Origin of the sequence: Bartonella sp. CL162QHHD (genome assembly GCF_042195435.1) — a bacterium.
In the GTDB taxonomy this organism is placed as follows: Bacteria; Pseudomonadota; Alphaproteobacteria; order Rhizobiales; family Rhizobiaceae; genus Bartonella.
On the sequence record NZ_JBHIOG010000019.1, the window covers coordinates 1 to 19923 of the forward strand.

The 19923-nt window shown below is 36.3% G+C and carries 12 protein-coding genes, 1 rRNA gene and 1 pseudogene; 10 read left to right on the plus strand and 4 right to left on the minus strand.

Going from position 1 to position 19923, the window contains the following annotated elements; genetic code table 11:
• Positions 1–216 (plus strand): annotated as a pseudogene (locus tag ACFILD_RS01920) (XRE family transcriptional regulator); the annotation flags it as partial.
• Between the two features lie 871 nt (positions 217–1087).
• On the opposite strand, the gene ACFILD_RS01925 reads toward ACFILD_RS01920, so the two are convergent.
• Positions 1088–1441: a helix-turn-helix domain-containing protein gene (locus ACFILD_RS01925; RefSeq protein WP_375660102.1), complete on the minus strand. Its 354-nt coding sequence runs from the start codon at positions 1439–1441 to the stop codon at positions 1088–1090.
• 1180 nt (positions 1442–2621) lie between these two features.
• Here ACFILD_RS01925 and ACFILD_RS01930 point away from each other — a divergent pair.
• The 3 genes from ACFILD_RS01930 (at position 2622) to ACFILD_RS01940 (ending at position 5925) form a co-directional block, all read left to right on the plus strand.
• Positions 2622–3467 (plus strand): TIGR01459 family HAD-type hydrolase, encoded by an 846-nt coding sequence (locus ACFILD_RS01930; protein WP_375660101.1) that lies wholly within the window; start codon positions 2622–2624, stop codon positions 3465–3467.
• Positions 3467–4468 (plus strand): bifunctional riboflavin kinase/FAD synthetase, encoded by a 1002-nt coding sequence (locus ACFILD_RS01935; RefSeq protein ID WP_273790966.1) that lies wholly within the window; start codon positions 3467–3469, stop codon positions 4466–4468. Before ACFILD_RS01930 ends, ACFILD_RS01935 begins: the two co-directional genes overlap by 1 nt.
• A gap of 1316 nt (positions 4469–5784) precedes the next feature.
• Complete coding sequence (locus ACFILD_RS01940; protein ID WP_375637739.1) at positions 5785–5925, plus strand: hypothetical protein; 141 nt, start codon at positions 5785–5787, stop codon at positions 5923–5925.
• 655 nt (positions 5926–6580) lie between these two features.
• Here ACFILD_RS01940 and ACFILD_RS01945 read toward each other — a convergent pair.
• A complete protein-coding gene (locus tag ACFILD_RS01945; protein WP_375643562.1) occupies positions 6581–6910 on the minus strand; it encodes a TIGR01244 family sulfur transferase in 330 nt (109 codons plus the stop codon).
• Positions 6911–7903: 993 nt separating this feature from the next.
• On the opposite strand from ACFILD_RS01945, the gene parA reads away from it, so the two are divergent.
• The 6 genes from parA (at position 7904) to ACFILD_RS01975 (ending at position 15083) form a co-directional block, all read left to right on the plus strand.
• Positions 7904–8533, plus strand: a complete 630-nt coding sequence (gene parA, locus ACFILD_RS01950) for a ParA family partition ATPase (protein ID WP_375664693.1) — start codon at positions 7904–7906, stop codon at positions 8531–8533.
• Positions 8530–8760, plus strand: a complete 231-nt coding sequence (locus tag ACFILD_RS01955; RefSeq protein ID WP_273790969.1) for a plasmid partition protein ParG — start codon at positions 8530–8532, stop codon at positions 8758–8760. The genes parA and ACFILD_RS01955 overlap by 4 nt, the downstream gene beginning before the upstream one ends.
• Before the next feature lie 1092 nt (positions 8761–9852).
• On the plus strand, positions 9853–10140 hold the full coding sequence (locus ACFILD_RS01960; RefSeq protein WP_273790970.1) for an EexN family lipoprotein: 288 nt from the start codon (positions 9853–9855) through the stop codon (positions 10138–10140).
• A 189-nt stretch (positions 10141–10329) separates the two neighbouring features.
• A complete protein-coding gene (locus tag ACFILD_RS01965; protein ID WP_375637738.1) occupies positions 10330–10599 on the plus strand; it encodes an EexN family lipoprotein in 270 nt (89 codons plus the stop codon).
• 3 nt (positions 10600–10602) lie between these two features.
• Positions 10603–10821: an EexN family lipoprotein gene (locus ACFILD_RS01970; RefSeq protein ID WP_273790972.1), complete on the plus strand. Its 219-nt coding sequence runs from the start codon at positions 10603–10605 to the stop codon at positions 10819–10821.
• A 3857-nt stretch (positions 10822–14678) separates the two neighbouring features.
• A complete protein-coding gene (locus ACFILD_RS01975) occupies positions 14679–15083 on the plus strand; it encodes a flagellar protein FlgN (RefSeq protein WP_375607272.1) in 405 nt (134 codons plus the stop codon).
• Positions 15084–15489: 406 nt separating this feature from the next.
• Here ACFILD_RS01975 and rrf read toward each other — a convergent pair.
• Positions 15490–15604 (minus strand): 5S ribosomal RNA (rrf, locus tag ACFILD_RS01980).
• A gap of 1328 nt (positions 15605–16932) precedes the next feature.
• On the minus strand, positions 16933–19917 hold the full coding sequence (locus tag ACFILD_RS01985) for an autotransporter outer membrane beta-barrel domain-containing protein (RefSeq protein ID WP_375664694.1): 2985 nt from the start codon (positions 19915–19917) through the stop codon (positions 16933–16935).
• Positions 19918–19923 lie beyond the last annotated feature (6 nt).

The following is a 19923-nucleotide window of genomic DNA, read 5'->3' on the forward strand; positions in this document are numbered from 1 at the left end:
CAAGAGGTAGCAGAAATTTTGAGAAGAGAATCGGATGCTTGTCGCAAAAGTTTTACAATCAAGACTTCTGATCCGTTGAGACGTGAAGCTGTTGGTGAGTTTGTTAGAACTTTAAAAGATTTTTCACAAGAGGATTTAGAAGCATTCAAAACATTATTAGAGATGATTAGCGAAGCGCAAAGAAAAGAAAATGCTACTGTTGTAGACAAATGTTAGAAAATCCTATTCCCTAACTTTTATTTACGCGTCCCTCACAGTAAAAAAGCTGTATAAATACAGCAAGTTATTTTTACATAAAACTTACATGTTATCCGTAAAGGGTATAAGGGTAAATCCATTGAGCCCCCCATCTTTACGCTTCATAACGGAGTAAGCCTTGCAACATGACACAGTTTGTCAGCTTGTGGGTGTTGCTTACAGCTCTTGGTACTTGAGACGGTTCATTAGAGGCATTTTTAATTCTTACTTAATAGTTTTTATCCATACGCCTCTTCCCACTTGTAACCTGCAAGAGATATAGTTTTGGTTGATTCAACATGGAACAGATTTGAAATGAAAGAATCTTACGATATTCTGGATTCTCATTTAACATGTACAATAATGAACACTCATTATAAATCAATGTGTTGCCTTATGATAGAGTTGCTGTAGCATTGAGATTTTAGAGGAAAAATATGCCTTTAAAACTTTATAACAGATACTAAGTCTTTATGCAGGTATATTAATGCACATCATCTAAAATAAAGAGAGCGTCCATAGCGAAAAGGTAGCCCCTTTAAATACGGATAAATGCTTATTCTGTTGTACTGTAAAACGCTATCGTTTGCGGGTGTGGTGATATAAGACATAAGACTTTATACATGGGGTGTTTTGATGAGAGAGTGTGATGAATATTCAAGGGAGGGCTTGCTTGTATAATTTTGTGAAAGGAACCATATGAAATGGGAATCTGAGAAGGAGCTATTTTTGAGAAGGCGGATTATTCATCAACCGGTTTAAGAAGGGGGGCATCCTTTGAAGGTGTGGGGAGAAAGCCAAAAATAGGGCGTGTAGCACCCTATAGCTATGCTTTTAAAGCGTTTTAATTTTAATCACAAATTAAGTTTAAAATCGCTTTCTGTTTGACAGATGTGAGGACTCTAAAACTTTTTAAAAGCAAATATTCCTCTTTGCTCGAGGCGATTTCATCATAATGGTACGGGGTGTTGTCTTTTTTGATGATATCAGTGTAAAAAAAGGCAAGTGGAACATTCAAAATATCGGAAATTTCCTTTAAACGCCCTGCGCTCACGCGATTTAAGCTTTTTTCATACTTTTGGATTTGTTGGAAAGTGACACCTAAATAATGCCCTAATGTTTTTTGAGACATTTTTAGCATTTTTCGCCTAAAGCGAATCTTTTTGCCTACAAAAAGATCAATATTAAGATTTGGAGCTTGCATTTTTCCCCCACCGGCTGCGAGCGCCCTCGCATGAGTATTCCGGGAGTTAAAAGTACTGAACTCAAATCAGCATTTTGCTTTTAGTGCTGAGAAGCACTTGGACATAGCAAAATCTCCCGGAATTCCGGGATATCCGCAAAGCGGGGTCAATTCATGTTTGAGTTTTCAGGCTTTTAATCCCTATTGGTCGTTGCGTATGCGACCAAGACACTTTCTGACTCATAAAGTAATTTTAGGAGATTGGCAATAAAAATAGTTTTTCTTGAGACGGACAGATTTTTCCAAATGAGAGGTTGTTTGCCTTTCAAACTTTTAAGGTTTGCTTACTAAACGCATGACATCAGATATGCATTTTACGAAGGTAAACCTTGGTTTTTAAGCTCAAGGCACCGCTTACGGTGTTGCTCTTAACCAATACCAAAATGGCTTGTTTTGATGCGTCTGAGATATCATGATGATAGGGGAAAGCTTTTATGAGTAAAGAGCCCTCATGCAAAATAAACTCAAAACATTATAGATCTGATTGTTGTATATTCACATGTTTGTTTTAGAAGATATTTCTCAATGTTAGCGCCTATTTTACAATGGTGCTTCGTAAAGTGTGTAGTGTAAAAGCCTCTATGAATGGGATAAAAGCTATATTGAAAAAAAGATGCTCGGACGGCATATACTCTCGGCCAGTTCAAAATATTACGACAGTTTTTGCCTTTGAAAGGGAGCATAAGAGCTATTTTTTCTTTCTTCACGTGTTTTTATCTGTAGGCTCTCCGCTTATAATGTGCAAGTCAATAGTTTTGATTGATTCAATATAAACAGATTTGAAATGAGAAAATATATTGGGCTTTCTCATGATGCATGTTTTTAAGAGGGGGATACGTTTATTTTCTCAGTGAAGAATTTGAGTATTTTAGATAAAAAACTCTACCAACGTCGTTGTTGTTAGAATTAAAATTTTTATGAGAAAAATGAGCATTGGGGAATGATAAGCTTTTGCTATCAAGCATTTTAGAATTTTGCACAACTTAATGATAACTTAGTTATTTTATCATTTCTTATGATCTCTATAGACGATAAAAAGTTGGGATATGGTTTGAGAAAGCAGATGACACAAGTATTATCTTTCGGTAAGTAATTTTGAAGTAAAAGACAGCTTTAAATGACAAATAGAGATAGGTGCACCATGAATGAAGTTACCCATATTGAGACTATTATAGCGCATTATGATGCTGTTTTTTGTGATGTGTGGGGTGTTGTGCATAACGGTGTACATGCATTTGAACCAGCGTTGAAGGCGTTGTATAAAATCCGACAAATGGGAAAAACTGTCATTTTATTGACCAATTCTCCTCGGCTACGGGAAGATGTTGCTGCTCAATTACAAAGTATGAATGTTCATAGCGACTATTATGATGCCATTATCACTTCAGGGGATGTAACGCGCGATCTTATTCTGACTGCTCCGCGTAAAGTTTTTTTCATTGGTCCACAGCATGATTTGGTGCTGTTTGAAGGGTTAGAGTGTGAATTTGTTGAAGAATGGGAGGCTTCTGTTGTCGTCTGTAGCGGTTTTCTTGAAGATTTTGACGAAGAACCCTCTGCTTATGAGGAGATGTTTCGTCGCATGCGGTCGCGGAATTTACCTTTTATTTGTGCGAACCCAGATGTGATTGTCCATTATGGAAATAAAGAATTTTGGTGCGCTGGTGCATTGGCTCGTCTTTATCAACAATTAGGGGGGGAGGTGCGCATTGCTGGAAAACCTCACGCGCCTATTTATGAATGTGCCTTTGAAAAACTTCAAAAAATACGGGGAACAGTAGAAAAAAGTCAAGTTTTAGCTATTGGTGATGGTCTTTTAACGGATATTAAGGGGGCGGCTCATTTTGGTCTTGATGCCCTTTATATTATGGGGGGGATTCATCATTATGATTATACGCAAAATGGTGTGGTTGATAAGCAAGCTTTGCATTCTTTTCTTGAACGTCATGGTTATAAACCACAAGCAATCATGTGGGCACTTCAGTAATGACTAATTTTTTGCGTCTTCAGGGAATTCATATGTTTCCCTCGGCTTGGCGGGGAGCAGTGTTGGCACTTGGAAATTTTGATGGTGTTCATTGCGGACATCAGGTGGTGTTGCAAAAAGCGCTTGATTTCGCCCGTATAAAAAAGAAACCAGCAGTTGTTTTAACCTTTGAACCCCATCCAAGAAGTTTTTTTCAACATTCAGCTCCTGTCTATCGTTTGACAGAGGCAGCTGAAAAAGCTGAAATTTTTAAAACCCTTGGCTTTGACTGCGTGATTGAACAGCCGTTTGATGCACAGTTTGCCGCTCTTTCAGCGGACGAATTTATCAAGTCGTTTTTAAAGGAAGTTTTTGATGTTTCAGTTGTGGTGACAGGCGAAAATTTTCAATTTGGTCATCAGAAAAGCGGAAATGTACATCTTCTTTGCCAAAGGGGAGAGAAATATGGATTTGAGGTTGTGCAAGTTTCTTGCGTTTCTCGTTCTCAAGATTCACAACCTTTGATCATTTCTTCTAGTTTTATTCGGCAACTTCTCTCACAAGGGGAAGTGGACAAAGCAGCCCATTTATTAGGGTATCACTATCGGATACGCTCCAATATTATTCAAGGTGAAAAACTTGGACGTCTTTTGGGATTTCCTACCGCTAATCAAATGTTGCCTCCCCAAGTTCGTTTGGCTCATGGTGTTTATGCGGTACGTTTGCGTCGTGCGAATGGTGTTTTGTATGATGGTGTTGCAAGCTTTGGTTGTCGTCCAACGGTTGTTAAAGATGGTGCGCCCCTTTTGGAAACCTATTTGTTTGACTTTAACGACGACCTTTATGGGGAAAGCTGTACCGTTTCTTTTTTCCAGTTTTTGCGAGGACAAGAAAAATTTGATGGGCTTGAACCTTTGATTGCGCAAATGCATCGTGATGAAAAAAAAGCAAAAGAAATTTTAAAGACAGTACAACCATTATCAACGTTGGATAGGCTGCTTACTTTTAAAAATATGTCCTAAACTGATCTGAAAAAGAGAGAATAGCCGTAAAAATAGCACTTAAAGTGATTATAATCACAAACATATATTCCAAAACATCGTGGAATATATGTTTTTTCCGTTGTTGAGAGGGAGAATCGAATATCTGAAGATCTGATTTTGGCATCATTTTTTTCAAAGTTAACTTTATGGTTTTTGTTGTCATTCAAAACTTTACTGCTTGTTTCTTTCTGATACGTTAAAACTCATCATAAAAGATGCAGTAAAGAATAAGCAACCAGCCTATTTAGCAATAATAGACGTGAAGAAGGAGAAAGGCTGTTTTTAAAATTTCTTGCGATTTTAAGCTTATAGTTTGATAAAATTTAATTGATGACTTTTTTTATTTTAAAAGTTTATTGTTTCTTTTTTCTAATTTGGCTTATTATGTCATTTATGCCGTATCATCGTTTATGATGAGAGTTGGTTCGTGTAACCTTACGCATGTGATATTTTGTATTATGTAATGAATATTTTTACAAAAGTTTTGTTTGTCGAGTCTTGTGAAGAAGATTAGTGGTCAGCAGCAGTTTTCGTGCTAACCAATCACGTAAACGAGAATGAAGCTGCTGGAAAATGCTTTAAGTTTTGTTTCTCTTGTATATTGTGATGGGGAATGCATATTAAGGAGACTGCGATTGATTGTAGATAAAAGAAATCATTGCGAGAAAGCAGGTGTATTTGTTTCAAAATTTCTAATGCTTTTGATGGATAAAGGCACAATTTTGTTGTCGTAACACGTCAATCTTTCAGATTTTCAAGTTAAAAACTATCCATATATTTCCTTTGTCTTTCACAAATGTAACGCCTATAATGAAAAGGAAAGACAGTGTTGTAAGGATATGAAAACACAAAGCCAATAATGTTTTGTTGTTTTTTGATAGAAATATTGGATAAAAGTTAGAACATCTTTCCAATCTATGTTCGGTCTATTCGTGACTTTATGGTGTTGTTTTTCTTATAAAACTTTTTCTTTAGTGTTCCTCAACGCGAGCAGTATGTTTGAGATAAGGATTAAGGCGCTTTAATGCTCTCTCTACTGTTACAGCTTTTGTATGCTAGATGAGGAGAGCCCTATTGCATTATCCATTTGCGTAATCTCTGAAACCGGTTTACAGCTTTATTGGGGAAAATATGAAGTTATAAAGGGGAAAATCAGTCCAGATGACAGTCTTTTTTAAATTCGGCTTTGCTACTTTCAAAAGGGTCCAGAGCAATATCTCTTAAATCATGAAAATAACAGCTTCAGGCTTTTGTTGTTCTTTGAATAGGATATCACGCCCCACAGGTAAAATAAAATGCTGGAATATCCTTGTTTTGCTAATTTATGCGCTTCTTTTGAAGAAATATCTCTCAACGCTTCCCATATTCATTTTCATGATGGCTCTCATGAATGGTATCGTGCAAGCTTCGTTGAGCGCTATCATCTTTATGCCTAATAAAAGAGCAATCCGACACCATCCGTTATATTGACAAGCCTTCAGTTTTGTACAGTCTTGGCTATTTGAGAGCGTTTATGAGAGTTTGTTCTTAACTCGTTTTATTTCACACGAATACTTCCTGCTTGTGACATGCAAGAAACACGCTTTTGATTGCTTCACTATAAATAGACTTGAGAGAATCTTACGGTATTAGGATTTATCATTCAACGTGCAAAATAATTAATTGTTATAAATCAATATGTTGTAGTTAATCATAGATTATGGCTTACGGCTTTTTTTATAAAATACTTTGCACGCCTTTTATTCGGAATATGGGGTTTTCTTAGTGGTTTTACTGTCGTTTTAGGTGTCTGTGGCGTACGAATGAGCTCCTATTGGTAAAGGAAGAGAAAAAGAAGGTGGAGCAGTGATAAAAAGTGAGGTGAAAATAATTTTCTTTGATCATCATATGAATTTTCACGCATTTTTATGGCGTCGGGTGTGCATGCTTGTTGTATATTGAGGAGCAAAGCTTGCTTGTAGAGTTTTATGAAGTGGCAAGCCAAGGGAAAGGCGCAAGACAAAGATTATTGACAGATTGTTTTTTACAAATCGATGTGTATTTAAGAATTTTCGTCTTTTAAGGCGAGGAGGAAGTGTGCGAACCCTCTGTTTAAAGACGCGCTAAACGATAAAGATGCAGCGAGCGTGATCCGTGATGACAATAGGCAAGAAGAGGCAGAGAGGCTGTTTTTAAAATTGTTTGCATGGCTTCAACAGCTGACTTTTCTATAGTTGGAGGAGAAATGGGAATGTGATAGGCTTTTATGCCATATTCATTTGCGACCGTTTTAATGCTAGAAAAGTCAGGTTGATGGAGCTCTTCGTGATCGGGGCGGTTACAGATAATTGTTTTAAAACCAGCTTGTGCCAATGTTTTGATATTTTCTATGCTAAGTTGGGCGCTGATAAAAATATCATGTTCAATTTGTTGTAAATTCATTTTTGTTTATTCCCAATTGCATGATCTTCACGATACCCTCTGGTCTGGTATATAGAAAGAACATAATGAAGGTAAGTTTTTCAGTGGCATCTTAACAAAAATATTCTTTTTGTCGAGAAAATCTATTTGGGAAAAATGAGCTATAAGATGCAAAATATCTCACTCCGCAATATGTTCGTTATGCGATTTATGAAAGACGGATGTTTGGTCTTTATGGATAATCTATAGTGTTTACTAAACATAGACATTTCATTGTGTTGCTTGTTTACGCGCTTGCTAGAGGCACCCTTATTTCTCTTAAGCCCATTTTACTCTGTCGAGCGTCAAAGAGTATAAAATTCATGGATCACCACCCTTTTTACGCTTATGAAGAAGGAAGTCGGCACCTATTATATTTGCCAGCCCCCAATATTGTAATAGTTCTTGGTACTGGAGATTCTGCATAAGAAGCATTTTAAATCCTTTTTTGTACAGTTCTTGCCCACACGCCAGCCCTGCTTGTACGTACAAGAGATATGATTTTGATTAATTTAATATAAGAGGCATGAAATGAGAGAATCTTCCTGATTTCGGCTCTCTCATTCAACGTGCAAAACAATGAATTCTCCTTATAGTTTGTTGTATATTCAGAGTGGAGCTTGTTTGTAGAGTTGTATTAAGTGGATTGCATGAAGGGAGAAGCCCAAAAGGCTGGCGCAAAATAAGAAGCTGGATCATTTACAGCGCATTGTTTACAGATCGACATGGATTTAAGAATCTTCGTTTTAGGGAGGGGGAAGAAGAGCATGCCTCTTTTAAATTTATTTTGTTCTTTTCAAGAATATCATCTTCATAATGTTTTTGCTCATGCTAAAAGAATATTATAAAAAATTGCGGGCTATTGTTATTTATCCTAAAAATAGGAGAAATGGTTATTTTGCACGTATTGGATGCTTGTTTCTTTTATTACTTTCTGTATAATCGTAAAAACGATAATGCTGAAAGGCGTAATAAATGATTATTGGACTTTTGAATCAAAAGGGAGGTGTCGGAAAAACGACGTTGAGTGTTAATCTTGCGGCCAGTTTTGCCCGTACCGGTGCACGGGTATTGCTTATTGATGTTGATCCACAGGGAAGCGCATTGGATTGGGCTGCTGCGCGTGAAGATGCACCTTTGTTTTCGGTTATTGGTTTACCGCGTGCAACGGTTCACAAAGAGATTATACAGATTGGTCATGGTTATGATCATATTATTATCGATGGTCCTCCGCGTGTAACTGATCTTGCTCGTAGTGCTCTTATGGCTTCGGATTTGGTGCTTATACCTGTTTTGCCTAGTCCCTATGATATTTGGGCAGCGGATGGAATTGTAAAGCTGATTGACGAAGCACGTGTTTATAAAGAAAATCTCAAATCTGCTTTTGTCATTAATCGTAAAATAGTCAATACAGCGATAGGGCGTGATGTGAACGAAGCTCTTGGCATATACCCTGTGCATGTTCTTTCTTCTAGCGTTGCGCAGCGCGTGATTTTTGCAGAAGCAGCAGCACAGGGGAAGGCGGTTTATGAAGTTGATAAGCAAGGACCAGCAGCAGCAGAGATTGAAGCGGTTGCAGCCGAAATCAAGGAGTTAGCGCGATGAATAAAAAAATTAAAATCGGCACAAAACCAACGAATAAATCAATTCCTTTAACAGCGGATGCATGGGTAGGAAGCCACAAAGGGAGCATGAGTGGAGGTATGAAGCGCCTCACGATTGATATACCAGAAAGTTTGCATCGGTTGATTAAGGTCAGTTGTGCAAGTCGTGGAACTAAAATAGCTGATGAGGTCCGCGAATTGCTTTCACAAAAATACGGAAAAGTGTAAAAAATGATACGATAATTTCGTTGGTTTGAGTGCTTTTTCTAGAGATGATATCGATTGTTTTTATACGAAGTTAATAATAAAAGTGCTCTTCTTTTTTCACGATGGTTGCTTCATTCAAGTTGTTTTTCATAAGGTTCTGTATCATCGCATGAAAGAGCTATGAGTTTGCGAAAAATTCTCCGTTTCAAACTTTTCCCTATAAATGTGATAATCATCATACTACTTGTGATCTTATCCGCTAGATGAGTAGATAAGTTTATTCTTCCATAAAAATTATCTTGATAATGATTTTAAACATCAGGTTATTTTTTTGTTTATTGTACTTAATACATGCGTAAATAATGTAATTAAGAGTAGCGTTGATTATTTTTTTCTGTTATGCAGCAATCCGTTTTATTAAATTATATTCATTGTTTATAAAGGGGGGGCTAAAAATAAGTAAAATTTACTGATATTGACGCGCTATAAGTTTTCCTAATAAACAAAAGAAGTCATTGAGCATATTATAGACAATATTTCTTACATTTATATGATTTTATAGTCTTAAATAGTTAATGCCAGTCGTAATGGTACGCAAGGCAATAGGCTTTTTTCTTCAATTGGAATGTATAAGATCGCTTTTTTAGCATTTCTATTGGCTTTTAAAAAGTACAGGGGGGACTTAAAGCTTTCTTTCTTTTCCGGTGGTTTAGAAATGATAAGAGCGCAATCTGTTGATTAAAAGGTGTATTTTTTCGTTTGCAGGGAATTTGCAATGGATATAGGCATGACGAATTTTGGGTAAGATATCGTGCTGCTTCTCGTTACCAAGAGGTTCTTGAAGGAAAAGAAATGATTAAAAAGCTTTTTGAGAATGTCAAGATATCAGAATTTTTGCTGAAGTTTTAACACTTCAAATACAAAGAGCTGCCGTGCAGATAATGTTACAAATACAAGTCTGATAAATGAAAGGCAGTTTTCATGATTTAACATGTTTGCGTTGGAAGTGTACGTATTTGCAAAGGAAAATTAGACGCAAGGTTACAATATAGGAGGGGATGTGAATCCAAAGATATTGTTAATAAAATATAAAACAAAGAGAGGGGTTAAATCATGAACAAGATCATTATAACAGCGCTACTGCTTTGCGTGGGACTTGTCGTTTCTGGTTGTGAAAAAACTTATAGCGTAGCAGAATTTAAGAAAGATAAAAAATTGATGCAAGAATGGGGAAAGAAATGCGATAAAATGGGCCCCTCTGCTTTTGCAACCAAGAATTGTCAAAATGTCATGCAAGCCGATATGGAACTTTTTCAAGAGCATTATAGAAATCTTGCAAAGGAACTTCGTGAAAGTAGCAAAAAGGGGAATGAAACTGAAAAACAGCAGGACAATAATTAAATCATAAAAATATATTGATAGCGGTATTTTTCTTTGTACGCGATTTATCATCATAGATTGGGAAAAATCGCGCACAGAAGTGGATTTTAAAATTTTTGAAAATGCACAATGAACTGAATGTACAATTTTAATCGGGTGCTAAATTGTGTCCTAAACTTTGTAAATTTGAAAAAAAGGGGAATTTTATTGATGAATAAAGCCATTATTACAGCATTGCTGCTTTGTACTGGACTTGTCGTTGCTGGTTGTGAAAAAACTTATAGCGTAGCAGAGTTTAAGAAAGATCCAAAATTACTCGAGCAATGGGCAATGAAATGCATAATATCAGGGGATTTAGATTCTCAAAATTGTAAAAACGCAGATAAAGCGTATCGTGAAGTTCATGCCCGAGATTGGCCTGGTTCGAGCTTTGTACATGATGACGAGAAAAAAACTGAAGAGAAAAAGGAAGGGAATTAAATCATGAATAAAGCCATTATTATAGCATTGCTGGTTTGTACTGGACTTGTCGTTGCTGGTTGCGAAAAAACTTACAGCGTAGCGGAATTTAAGAAAGATAAAACATTACTCGAAGAGTGGGCAAAAAAATGTGAAAAGCTGGATCAATCTTCTATGGAGAAATCTAAAAATTGCCAACATGCCAGACAAGCATATATGGAACTTATGTTTGGCATTCATTAAAAACATACAGCTCAATAAATAAGGAATTGTTTAGTTATTGATTCTATTGCGTTTTTTAGGCTCTCTCTAACTTTTAGAGAGTCTTTTTATGGCTTCAAGAATTAGTCGTTTACGATCTGTACTCTTTGTGTAAACGGATGTTATACTGTCATTTGTTCAGCCCAAAAGTGCTTTCAATTGTAGATAGTATTTCCTCCCAATGAGTTGTTACGTGTTACTGCTAATTTTTTAATGTTTTGGTTACATGTATTTAAAATATGAGATTAAATTTATCTTTGGGGTGTTTTTTTGCCTTTATCACAAATAAATGTTTCATCACACTAAGATCGTCTTTAAGCGTTGCGGCTAATTTCGGAAAAATTGGGAGGAAACATTTGTTTGGGAATTACTTTTCTCTGTTTTAATAAAGAGAAAAACATTCTGAATGTAATTATTATCGTTTCATACTCAAATGTTTTTCTCAAACTATTTTAAAAAATTGCTTTTGATTTGAGAATATTATAACATTAGTTAAGATGTGATGCAGTTTTGCTAGGACGGTTTTGCCGGATTTGTGAGGAATTGAGCGCCTTCCACACCTTTTTATTTTTCCCCTCTCTTTTCTGAGTTTGCAAGGGTTTCCCTTGTTATTTTTTTATCTTGATTGTGTCGTAATATTATCATGTTGAGCGGTGGAGCTCATATAAAAATTTACGTATGAGGTGTTTTTTGTTCTCGAGTGTGTGATGAATATTTTTTTGAATAACACTTTTATTTATAAAAATAATTTAATTATTTTATACTGAATAAGGATCTCGAATATAGTAAGATTCTCTTATTCCAAATCTGTTCTAGGTTGAATCAATTAAAACCATCTGCTTGCACGTTACAAGCATGGAGAACCGTGTGGATAAAAACTGTTGAAGAAAGAAGTAAAAATGCCTCTTATGAACGATCTCAAGTGCTAAAGATTGTTTGCAACATTTGGGGCTGGAAAAGTGTGTGATGCTGCTGGTTTATTTTCTCATAAGGGTAAAGATGGTTTTCAATAGATTTATTATAAGCTTCATGAAATATTATCCTTTAAAATTGTGATATGCCCTGAAGGGGGGAAGCAAGAGGAGCTTACTCAATAATGGAGACAAAGTATTTACAGATCGGATCTGGTAGAAAATTTCGTTTTTTAAGGTGGGAATGAAGTTGAGATTCAAGATAGCGTGAAAAGACGGACACTGATGGTTAAAAATGCATACAAAAAGCAGAGTTTACACTCAAATAGTTGCAAGTGATGTTTGAAATTGGGTGTGTGGTTTATCTGTAGAATTAAAATTTTTCTTTGATCTTATGTGAAATTAAGATGCTTATTTGCGCAAACTACAATAAGCCAAGAGAGTATGCTTAGTATATTTCTATTACGAGAACTAAAATAACAACAAAAGCATTGATGGTGATAATTAAGGTTGAGTAAAGCATAGCGGCTTTTACGAGATCAGCCATAAAAACCTCTTTCTGTTCTTTTTGAGGTGATTTTATGAATAACAATATGTTACATATCTGTAATATATGCTGCTACAATATATTCGGCAAGCTTAAAATCGTTCCTTTTTTATAAAAGCTTAAGGAGTGGGAGTATTGTGAATCCTAAAAAAGAAAGCTTTAAAAGGACTATTGATTGCTTTTGTAAGTTTTGTGTTGCTGGAAACTTTTTTTTCCTGTTATGCTATAAAGCACTGTCATTTATAACGGTAATATAAGGCATATAAGTTTTCTTGGAATGTTTAAGTATTTTTTAGTGTGCGATGAATATTCGTAGGTTTATTTGTTGAGCCTTTCGTTTAAGTGAATCACAAGAGTGGAAGTCAAGAGAAGATCGTTTGACAAAAATTCGGACTGCGTACAGAGCAGATGGAGTTAAGATCTTGGTTCTTTAAGGTGAGCGGAGGAAGACAAAAATGTTTTTTGATCGTTTATCTCATAGCAAGATTGGTTAATGCTGTTCTAATGGGGCATGTTTTGCACAAAAGTAAAGAACGTTCCAAACGAAATATACTTATGTTGTATATTAGTATTGCATATTTATGTACTTGTTTTAAAGAAACATCTCTCAACGCACACGACAGACATTTTACGATGACACTCGTAAATGGTATAACGGTAAATGTGACTAGTATAACAGTAAAGCTCTCGTGAAATAATATAAACTTTGAATAATATAAAAATCTGTAGAATGCTATCATCTTTATACTTATGAAAGAGCAAGTCACAATCATCGTACGCTTGCTTCCAATATTTATTATAGTTCTTGGCATTTGCTAAGGTTCATAAGAGGCATTTTTCTTTCAGCGTATTTTATCAACACATCAGGGCGTTGTTTGTGATGTGCAAGCAAGTGATGTTAATTTATTCAACATGGAATAGATTTGAAATGTGATGATTATGAAAGAGAAGAGCCGCATTTAAAAGGTTAAAAACGAGAGAAAGTTCGTAACAAAAATTGTACCTTGATTATAAAATGATTGTTTCTCTGTTTTTATACTAGTAGCGCATGTAAAGCCGCGATATTAAGAGCAAACTGTTTTATGGAGCGAAATAATCTATAGGAAGATACTGTGGAAATTCTGAAAATATCAATGTGGGGGAGCATTAAGCATTATGCATTGGATAATATTTTGATTTATAATGATAATCTATCGTTATTCAACTTGAATTAGAGCCCTGAATACTGGAATTTTTTTCATTCCAAATTTGTTTCGTGGTGAATTAATCAAAACAATGTCTTTTGCAGTTACAAGCAGGGAGCTCCCATGCGCAGAGAAATTGTACAAGAAAGGCCACGCTTTTATGAACCATCTCAAGTGCCAAGGGTATCAGAACATAAGGGGTTAGAACAATATGTGATGGTGCTGGCTTGCTTCTTTTATTAAGCGTAAAGATGGAAAGTGCTCAATGGATTTTATACATGTCATGGAAGATTTATCATTATACCATTCATGGGCCGCGGCGCGAAATAGGCTTGGGTGCACTTAAGAGATGTTTCTTTAAAACAAGCGCGTGAATATGCGATTGAAGACGTATCGAACTGATTGGCTAAGAAACTCTTGAAAAGGTTCAAAAAATCTTATATAGTCGTTCATTGCAAAGAAAAGCGAATGATAACTTAAAAAAGGAAGATTGATGGCTGTTTAGCTATTTTAAGATGTCTTTTTTTATATTGCTGTATGGCTGATCTGTTCAAAAGAGCATTCTTTTTGTGTTTTATGCGAAATACTGCATGTGTGCGGAAAGAGCATGGGAGAGGGGGTGTCTTTTTGAATGGGTGCAAACTGATCTTGTAGGGTGCCATCTTATGGGACGCCAGAAGGTATACAGGTTTAGGTGCAGAGAGAGCCATACGGTTATGGAGGGTAAAATGCTGCTATCGGTAAAATGCTGAAATTTTTAATGGGCTTACGTTTTTATATGCTGCAAGATAGGCTGCGGGTTTTTGTCGGCAGATAGTTTTTGTGGCCGAAGTTTTCGTGAGAGCATTGTTGTTTTCTGTTGAAGACGTACTGGTGATAAAATAGGCAAAGATAAAATCGGTAAAGCGAAATAGACAGAACAAATATGGAAGTTTCGATATTATCGTAAGGTTTGAGTTTATAGCGTTTTGATGAATTAGTATAGCCGCAATGATGGTTTTGGAGCAAAGCAAGAAAAATATTTGAAGAGAATGCGTTGAAAGTTGAAGTGGTATACGCTTTGAAGGATTGTCGTGCTGTTGTTTGAGCAATGTTTGCACCACGAGCTTGGTTGAGTGTATCAGCATTGAAGAGAACCTGTTTAATCTCCCTCATTTGAAAGTAAGATTGAACAATAGTGTTGAAGGGGAAGTAAAAATGTCTGTAGTGCAATATGGTGATGATAGTTTTGCAGCAAAAGCAAAAGTTCTTGATAATAATCTTATTGATCGTGATTGGGCGATGACAAAATTTGTTGCTGCTGTTAAAGGATTAGCTCAAGTTGTTGATTATGAAAGCAATATGCTAGAGAGCAGTGGTGTTCCAGATTACGAAGAAATAAATTTGCGTAAAATACGTGGTTTGCGTGATCTTAATAAATCCATGAGTGATGTGAAGCGCTATATGAATCAAGATATTGAGCATGAGGTTGAAAGTTTGTTGTCTGATTTACAAGAAAAATTACAGCGTAATAGTGAATTACTTCAAACACATTTAAATGCAGTTAATGATCTTTCTAAAGCTATACAGCTATCTGGACGTGCAAAAGAAATAGAGGAATGATCAAATCTGCTTAATACGGGCTGTTCTAAGTCATGACAATGATTAGGTAGGGCAGTTGATTTGGATAAATAGTGCGTTTAGTGAGTAGACTTGTTTTAAGTGCATTTGGGTATTTAAATTATTATCCTGTTGTACTGTAAAATGCTGTTCTTAAAACAGTGTCTTTTAAGGTGTAGTGATGTGAACCGCATGCTTTGGGAAACTGGCTGAAAGAGAACTCAGAGAAGGCGGATTATTTACAGAGAATTGTTTGCAGACTAAGTTAATAGGGAGCTTCATTTTTTAGTTTAGGGAGAGGCCGATCAAGAGGATATTTAGACCAGCCTGTGATGCCTTAAAAACAGCTTCCTTGGGGCTGTGGTAATGTAAGGTTTATACATTAGAGTCTTTTGCATGCATTTAGCAGACCGAGCGGCGACTTACTCTCCCGTGCCTTAAGGCAAAGTACCATCAGCGCTGGAGCGTTTCACGGCCGAGTTCGGGATGGGATCTGGTGCATTCACTCCGCCATAACCACAAAGTCAGCAAAAAGCATGAATGATGAAGAGTATGTGATGAATATTGCCTATAAGCCTCATGGAGTATTGTCCTTTGAAGTGTGGTGATATGAAGCGGTTCGTTGTTTAAATCTATATGTTTGAGACAAAAATTAAAGCGGTTTAATATTTTCTTTCTGCTGTTTTTAGTTTTTGTATGTCAGATTGGAGAGAGCATCCAGATTTGAGTGGATATATTGCGTATATCTTTGTTGGCGTAATATTTGAAATGGGGCGGCAATCTCATTGTGAAAGAATAAAGGGGGAGAAATCAGCTTCCCTCTGTCCTGCCGTCTTTTAATTTAGCTTTATGTCTTTCAAAAGTATCTAAAGCACTATCTGTTAAATAATGAAGATTACGTATTGTTTCACGCTTTTTTTATTGTGTTTTTTACTGGGGGCACGTCCTTTATGCACGACAAAATGCTCAAAATAGAATGGATTTGTTATTCCTAATTCACGGCCTTGTTTTAAAGAGATATCTAAGCTCTCAAGTCTATTTCGTGATGGTGTTTGTGGGGCGGCGCAACGACATCTTTGATGCAACGGCGCTTGTGAATGGTATAATAAAAAGTCCCCATGGAAATAATATAAAATCTATAGGGTACGACCATCTTTATGCTTAATAAAAGAGCAATTTGATATTGTTATATTCTTTGCTTTCTTCCAATGTTGCTACAGCCCTTAGCACTTGAGATGGTTTATTAGAGGCATTTTTAATCCTTTCTTAATAGTTTTTTATCCCTATGGCTCTTCCCCCTTGTCACTTGCAAGAGATATGGTTTTGGTTGATTCAACATGGAACAGGTCTAAAATGAAAGAATCTTACGATATTCTGGATTCTCATTTAACATGCAAAACAATTAATTGTCTTTATAAATCAAATGCTTGTCTTATGATGGAGTTGCTGTAGCATTGAGATTTTAGAGGAAAAACATGCCTTTAAGAATTTATACCAGATACTAAGTCTTTATAGCAGGTATATTAAATGCACATCATCTAAAATAAATAGAGCGTCCACAGCGAAGAAGGGGCTGACTTTTTTAAAAATATGCATGAATGCTTATTCTGTTGTGCTGTAAAAACATCATCGCTTGAGGTGTGGTGATATAAGACATAAAACTTTATGGGGTATTTTGATGAGAGAATGCTAAGGTATTTAGTTTTTTATTCAATATGCAAAAGAAATATTATAAGTCAAAATCTTCTTTGATGTGATAATGATTTTTGAGAATTTTAAAAAATATATAAATTTAAATAAAAAAGCAGCACTTTGTGCTGCCCTTTTATTTAAGTTAAAATTAACTTCTGCTTTAGAAACGATAACGTATTCCGCCAGACAAATTGGTGCCAGATACACCGGCTTTTTGCAGTTTTTGCCGATAGCTGATATCGGCGTTTAGTACGATATTTTGAGAAAGATATGCGTTCACCCCCATGCCTCCCTCAACTGAAGAGCCGGTAGGATCAACATGAAAGGTATCAGCAATTTTTATTGTTTTACCATCGCCAAAAGTTCTGATAACATTCATTTTACCATAGAAGGAAACAGCCTTGTTTTCTTCAACAGCCATTATCGTTTTTGTTAAACGTCCACCAAAACGGATCAACCATTGATGTGGATTGCCCATGTCTACTTTTAAGCCATTGGTATCTGAGAAAATATCAAACATGAGATTTTGATAAATGAATTGAGCTTGTGGTTCAAAGACCAGCCCTTTTGTATTGGTTGCTAATTTCTGACCAATGGTTGCAGATATATTAAGCATCTCGGTGCCATCCAATTTTGCGGCATTCCCAACAAGAGCCGTGGTAATATTTCCTTTTAAGGTTCCGTAAGAAAGAAGTGTGTTTAGATATATACCATTGCTATGTTGGATGCTGCTGTAAGCGGCAAGAGACCATTTATCAAGAGTTGTCTTTTCAGAATCTTGCATCTCTTTGGGCGTAAAGGCAAGTTTTCCGTATGTTCCTAAAAGACCAAAATGTGTGCTTATGTCTTTACCTTCCAAGGCGGCTAATATGACACCTATTTGTAAAGCAGTATAGTTTACATCAGCACCATAGCCATAATGTAATGGATCGCGGTTGGAAGATAAGGTGACTTTCTCGCCGTAGGAAGAGAAAAAGATACCATTTTTTTTATTGTCTTTTGCCCCAAATACTGTTGTGCGCATATTGTCTAACAACGTGTTTTGATTGTTTACATCAGTAAATCCAGCAGAAAACAAAGTATTAGATATGGTTAAATAGTTTGCTACCTGTGGTAAAAGGGCTCGAACCTTTTTATCCTTATCAATGTAGGCATTCTGTAAGCGAAAATCCCAGAAATTACTGTTTTTACCAAAAAGATTTTGGCTCTCATGAGATGTTCCAGGTTTATAGCCTGTAAGTACATACTTATAAGGTTGTTTCCCTATTGTCATATAGTTTCCTGCTAACGTGAAGGAATTTTCATTTGCTTGTCCGGAAACTTGAATGATTGAAATCCCATGTGTCTCTAAAGGAAGTGACGCCATGCGTTCTTCCCAAACAGCAGAGCTATCGGTTATTTTTTTATCTGTTTCTTGGAGATTGATGTGAACAACAGTACTCCCTGAGACATCACCATTAATCACAATGCGATCAGTCTGTTGCTCCGTGATAGGAGAATGTTTATTCCATTGAGTGTTTACATAAATTTCTGCAATACCTGTTGTACTATAAACCGCTGCTGTGTGGGTCGTTTCGTCTTCTTGCGAAAGATTAGGTCCTATAAACAGAGTTTGATAATGTCCCTCCATTGGCTTGTCAAACATAATGACACTGTCTGTAAGGTGCAATTCAGAAAGATTAGAGTATGATTTTTCATCAACATCAAACTGTCTATAGTCATTTAAAATATTATCATTATTTGTGGCATTTTTATTCGCCTTTAAAAGCCATTTCGTACCCTCTTTTAGATCAAAAACTGTTCTATTATCTTTAGAAGTTCTTACCCGACCTTCTAAAGAAGAGTGGTCTGCAACTAATGTAATAGTGTTTGTGGAGGCACTTTCGTTCTTTATATTTTTTAATAAAATATCGGCATGGACTTCTGAATTTTTAAGGTTGACTTCTCCGTCTACGCCTGTTCCATAAAGGTTGATACCGCTACCATGTTCAACAAAAAGCTTTGTATTCTCTAGAGTTACTTTATCTTTATTAGGAATAGCTTGTTCTTGAACGGCGTTGGCATTTCTTTCAGCATTGCGTGTATATTGTTTTCCAGGGGTATAGTATTGATTATTGCGGAAAATAATACCGTCTGCTTCATGATTTCCCGTGACATGTACGCTTGAATCCTTAAGTTTGATTGTGCCCCTCATGTTTAGCAAACCAGCTGTTTCTGCTGTTGCAGTAATACCTGTAGCATCAATTTCTCCACCATCTGATACGCTTAGTGCAACAAAACGTGCATCAACTGTTCCCCCTATCATGTTGACTTTTGAATTATTTCCATCTGCATGTACAGCAAAACCATTGTCTTGAATTTTTTTGTTATGTAGCGTTATGGTCTTACCGTTTGTAGCCTCAACTCCAGAGCTTATATCCTCAGTTTGTGCAGGTTTTTCAGGTTGTTTTGTTGGCGATATTGGTTTTTCAAGCTCTGATTTTGCAGATACCTTTTGTGTTGAGGCAGATTGCACGGGCGCTGGTTTTATGAATTTTGGCGGTACCGGTAATGCTGATTGTCCAGTTTCTAGTCTTAAAGATATTGGCTGTGCGAGTTCTGGTTCTTTAGGCGTTGGCGATAGCTCTGTTGTTAGTCTTGTAGCTTCCGTGCTTGTAGGTTCTGACTGTGAGGATACAGCAGAATTTTCGGGCGTTTTTTTTCTGGAAGAGTTTGTAGAAGAGGATGGCGCCCCTGAACGTCTTCTAGATTTTGCTTCCATTCCTGTCGTTGAAGCTGTTCTTATCGCTGGAGATTGTGTAATAGTGTCTTGTGTGGCTGTAGGGGTAGATTGTACATCTTCTGTATTTACTTCAAGTTGCGTTTTTGGAGGTAGAGTGCTTGTGGAAGTAGGCGTTGTAGATTCACTCCCTGTAGGAGAAGAGCTTCTGGTTGTTCTTGTAGACCTAGATGTTGAAGGTGGATACGAAGATGATGCATTTGAATAGGGATTAGAAGGTCTGGATGCACCTATTTGATGAGTGGGTTGCAGAGAAGAGAGAGCTATCGTAGGTTGTGTATTCGTATCATGAAGAGCATTAGACAAGCTGGTGGAAGAACAAAACAGAACTCCAGAAACTGTGTATAGTAAAAAACTTTTTTTCATATGGAT